Annotated in this window: 5 protein-coding genes; all 5 read right to left on the bottom strand. The window is 73.0% G+C overall.

The window, feature by feature from the left end:
• Positions 1 to 47: 47 nt before the first annotated feature.
• Positions 48 to 1,034: a prolipoprotein diacylglyceryl transferase gene (gene lgt / locus UW392_RS18575; RefSeq protein WP_414496361.1), complete on the bottom strand. Its 987-nt coding sequence runs from the start codon at positions 1,032 to 1,034 to the stop codon at positions 48 to 50.
• A gap of 106 nt (positions 1,035 to 1,140) precedes the next feature.
• The gene (locus tag UW392_RS18570) at positions 1,141 to 1,914 is read right to left on the bottom strand and encodes a DsbA family protein (RefSeq protein WP_320776142.1); all 774 of its coding nucleotides are present in this window, start codon (positions 1,912 to 1,914) and stop codon (positions 1,141 to 1,143) included.
• A 73-nt stretch (positions 1,915 to 1,987) separates the two neighbouring features.
• Positions 1,988 to 2,803: a tryptophan synthase subunit alpha gene (gene trpA, locus UW392_RS18565; protein ID WP_320776141.1), complete on the bottom strand. Its 816-nt coding sequence runs from the start codon at positions 2,801 to 2,803 to the stop codon at positions 1,988 to 1,990.
• Positions 2,800 to 4,086 carry a tryptophan synthase subunit beta gene (gene trpB, locus UW392_RS18560; RefSeq protein WP_320776140.1) on the bottom strand — a complete coding sequence of 429 codons (1,287 nt, stop codon included), beginning with the start codon at positions 4,084 to 4,086 and terminating at the stop codon, positions 2,800 to 2,802. Before trpB ends, trpA begins: the two co-directional genes overlap by 4 nt.
• Before the next feature lie 96 nt (positions 4,087 to 4,182).
• A partial coding sequence (trpM, locus tag UW392_RS67010; RefSeq protein WP_414496363.1) for a tryptophan biosynthesis modulator TrpM occupies positions 4,183 to 4,346 on the bottom strand: 164 nt, incomplete at its 5' end.

Here is a 4,346-nt window from a genome sequence, read left to right as displayed (position 1 = left end):
GCCGTGCACGAGGCACGGCGCCCTTCCCCGGCGTATCGCTCGCCGCCTCAGCTCTTCTCGGCCGATTCCGGCTTCACCGTCGTCACGGTCTCCCCGGGCTTCCCGGGCTCCCCGCTCTCGTCGACCGCCTTCGGCTGCTCCGGGTCCGTCTTCTCCTCCGGGTCCGCGGACTCGCCGTCCTTTTCGCCGTTACCGTCGCCGGAGGCGCTCGCAGCCGGCTCGACGGTCTCCTCGCGGCCGGGACGCTTGCGCATCGACAGGACGATGTAGAGCACCGCGAGGACGAAGACGAAGAGCGCGGTCCAGTTGTTCAGCCGCAGACCGAGGATGTGGTGGGCGTCGTCGACGCGCATGTACTCGATCCAGAAGCGGCCCGCGCAGTACGCGGCGACGTACAGGGCGAACGCTCGGCCGTGGCCCAGCCTGAAGCGGCGGTCCGCCCAGATGACCAGCAGCGCGACACCGATGCACCACAGGGACTCGTACAGGAACGTCGGGTGGTACGTGCCCGGGACGCGGCCGCCGGAGGAGGAGGTGATCTCCACGGCCCACGGCAGGTCGGTGGGCCGGCCGTACAGCTCCTGGTTGAACCAGTTGCCCCAGCGGCCGAGCGCCTGGGCGAGGGCGATGCCGGGGGCGACGGCGTCGGCGTAAGCGGGCAGCGGGATGCCGCGGCGGCGGCAGGCGATCCACGCGCCGACCGCGCCGAGGGCGATGGCGCCCCAGATGCCGAGGCCGCCCTCCCAGATCTTGAACGCGTCCACCCAGTCACGGCCCTCGCCGAAGTACAGCTCGTAGTCCGTGATCACGTGGTAGAGGCGGCCGCCGACGAGGCCGAACGGCACGGCCCAGACCGCGATGTCGGCCACCGTGCCGGGCCGGCCGCCGCGGGCGATCCAGCGTTTGCCGCCGAGCCAGACGGCCACGAAGACGCCGATGATGATGCAGAACGCGTAGCCGCGCAGCGGAACGGGGCCCAGATACAGCACGCCGCTCGACGGGCTCGGGATGGAGGCAAGCTCAACAAGGTCCATGGCAAGGACGACGCTACCCTGCCGGGCCCGGAGCACGGCAATCCCGGTGGGCTACGGCTCCATAACGCCACGCCCGGCCTGCCCCGGCCCCTCCGGCGCACGGTCCTCAGGCCTTGTTCATCGCCTGCACCATCTGCTTGAGCTTCGCCGGGCTCATCGACCGGTCCGCGTAGATGTTGGTGCCGCCGAGGAGGACCGTCGGCGTGCCGGAGAAGCCGCCCTTCTGGAAGGCCTCGTCCGACTTCGCGACCCAGCCCTCGCGCGCGCCGTCCTTCACGCACGTGCGGAAGGTCTCGGTGTCCAGTCCGTCGACCTTGCCCGCCAGTTCGAGGAGCTCGCTGTCACGGGCGAAGGCGTCGTCCGACTCCGGGGGCTGGTTGCGGTAGAGCACGTCGTGGTACTCCACGAACCGGCCGGCGTCCTGGGCGCACGCGGCGGCGTTGGCCGCCTTGCGGGAGCCGCTGCCGCCCATGTTCCCGTCGATGATGGTGACCAGGTGGTACTCGACCTTGAGCTGTCCGGAGTCCGTCAGCTCGTGGATCGTCGAGCGGTAGGCGTCCTCGAAGGACCTGCACGCCGGGCAGCGGAAGTCCTCCCACACCGTGAGGGTGGCCCGGGCGTCCTCCTTGCCGACGGGGATCGCGAGGCCGTCCTCGCCGCCGGCCCCCGAGGGCGCGGCGGCCGGTCCGGACGCGCCGCCCCCGGACCGGCCGGCGTTCGCCGCGACGACGCCGGCCACCGCGGCCAGCCCCAGGACGCCGAGCACCGTCGCGCCCACGATCAGGCCGCGGCGGCGCTTGTCCGCGGTCCGCTGCTTCGCTCGCTGCGCCGCCAGCCGCTCACGGGCGGTGGGCTTTCCCTCAGGCTTCTTCTCGCTCACATCCGGCAGAACGAACCGGGGAGGCGCAGCGCGCCTCTCCGGTCCCAGGTCCACCCGTTCGTGTGAGAGGGGGTCATGCCCTCCCGCGCACGCCCTCGGCGAGCTCGCCCGCCAGCGTCCGTACGGCCGCGAGACCGGCGCCCGCGTCCGGGGCGTCCAGCATCCGCTTCACGAACGCGGACCCGACGATCACGCCGTCGGCGAAGCCGGCGACCTCGGCCGCCTGCGCCGGGGTGGAGACGCCGAGGCCGACGCAGACGGGCAGGTCGGTGGTGGCGCGGGTGCGCCGCACCAGTTCCTGTGCCTGCTCGCCCACGGACTCGCGGGTGCCGGTGACGCCCATCAGGGAGGCCGCGTAGACGAAGCCGGAGCCCGCCGCGGTGATCTCGGCGAGCCGGGCGTCCCGGCTGCTGGGCGCGACGACGAAGACGGTGGCGAGGCCGTGCTTGTGGGCGTGCTCCCGCCACAGCGCCGACTCCTGCACGGGCAGGTCGGGCAGGATGCAGCCCGCGCCGCCCGCCTCGGCCAGCTCGGCGGTGAAGCGCTCGACGCCGTAGCGGTCGATGGGGTTCCAGTACGTCATGACGAGGACGGGCTTGCCGGTGGCCTCGTGGGCCTCGCGGACCGTGCGCATCACGTCGGCGATCCGTACGCCCCCGCGCAGGGCGATGTCGTCGGCGGTCTGGATGACGGGGCCGTCGAGGACGGGGTCGCTGTGCGGCAGGCCGACCTCGACGACGTCGGCGCCCCCGTCGAAGACGGCCTTGATCGCCTCGATGCCGCCGTCGACGGTCGGGAACCCGGCCGGGAGGTAGGCGATGAGGGCGGACCGGCCCTCGGCCTTCGCGGCGGCCAGGGTGTCGTTCAACAGCTGTACGTTGCCGCTCACTTGGCGTCCCCCTCGATCTCGGCGCCCTCGCCGGCCTCGTCCGCCGCGACGGCGGCGTCGGTGTCGTACAGCCCGAAGTACCGGGCCGCGGTGTCCATGTCCTTGTCGCCGCGGCCGGACAGGTTGACGACGATCAGGCCGTCCGGGCCCAGCTCCCTGCCGACCTCCAGGGCGCCGGCGAGCGCGTGGGCGCTCTCGATGGCCGGGATGATGCCCTCGGTGCGCGAGAGGAGCCGGAGCGCCTGCATCGCGGCGTCGTCGGTGACCGCGCGGTACTCACCGCGGCCGCTGTCCTTGAGGTAGGCGTGCTCGGGGCCGATGCCCGGGTAGTCCAGGCCGGCCGAGATGGAGTACGGCTCGGTGATCTGGCCCTCGTCGTCCTGGAGGACGTACGACCGCGAGCCGTGCAGGATGCCGGGCTCGCCCGCGGTGAGGGTGGCCGCGTGCTCGCCGGTCTCCACGCCGTGCCCGGCGGGCTCGCAGCCGATGAGGCGGACGGAGGCGTCGGGGATGAACGCGTGGAAGAGGCCGATCGCGTTGGAGCCGCCGCCCACGCAGGCGACGGCGGCGTCCGGCAGCCGTCCGGCGCGCTCCAGGAGCTGTCGGCGGGCCTCCACGCCGATGACGCGGTGGAAGTCGCGGACCATGGCGGGGAAGGGGTGGGGACCCGCGACGGTGCCGAAGAGGTAGTGGGTGCGGTCGACGTTGGCGACCCAGTCGCGGAACGCCTCGTTGATGGCGTCCTTCAGGGTGCGGCTGCCGGACTTCACGGCGATGACCTCGGCGCCGAGCATGCGCATGCGGGCCACGTTGAGGGCCTGGCGCTGCGTGTCGATCTCGCCCATGTAGATGGTGCAGTCGAGGCCGAAGAGCGCGCACGCGGTGGCGGTCGCGACGCCGTGCTGGCCGGCGCCGGTCTCCGCGATGACGCGGGTCTTGCCCATGCGCTTGGTCAGCAGGGCCTGCCCCAGCACGTTGTTGATCTTGTGGCTGCCGGTGTGGTTGAGGTCCTCGCGCTTGAGGAACACGCGGGCGCCACCGGCGTGCTCGGCGAACCGGGTCACCTCGGTGAGCGCGCTGGGCCGTCCCGTGTAGTGGACGAGCAGGTCGTCGAGCTCGCGGGCGAACTCCGGGTCGGCCTTGGCCTTGTCGTACTCCACGGCGACCTCGTCCACGGCGGCCACGAGGGCCTCCGGGATGAACTTGCCGCCGTACGCGCCGAAGTACCCCGCGGCGCTGGGGACCTGACCCTCGGGGTCGGGAACGAAGAACTCGCTGGACATGCGGTTGCCTCACAGGGGCGGTGCGCCCCGGTCAAAGGTCGGACGGGGGATGACGGTGGCACACGCGCGCGCGGGTGCGCGGCGGCTCTCGCCGGCTCAGCCCACCCGGAGGGCGCTCGTGCGCGGGTGCCCGGGCCATCGCATGCCGTTCACCTGGCCCGGCTCGTCACCGATGACGTAGCGCACGCGGCGCCCGTGCACGCGCCGGGCCGGTGCCCGGCAGCCGCGCGGACGGCAGCCGCGGGCGAGCCGGGCGTACG

The organism is Streptomyces sp. CRN 30 (assembly GCF_034105845.1).
The sequence above is the reverse complement of the archived record's forward strand: the minus strand, read 5'-3'. Positions and strand labels throughout refer to the sequence as shown.

What these genes read in the sequence shown, in the direction of transcription:
- lgt (WP_414496361.1), bottom strand. Translation starts at nt 1,034, where the DNA reads ATGGACCTTGTTGAGCTTGCCTCCATCCCGAGCCCGTCGAGCGGCGTG.
- trpB (WP_320776140.1), bottom strand. Translation starts at nt 4,086, where the DNA reads ATGTCCAGCGAGTTCTTCGTTCCCGACCCCGAGGGTCAGGTCCCCAGC.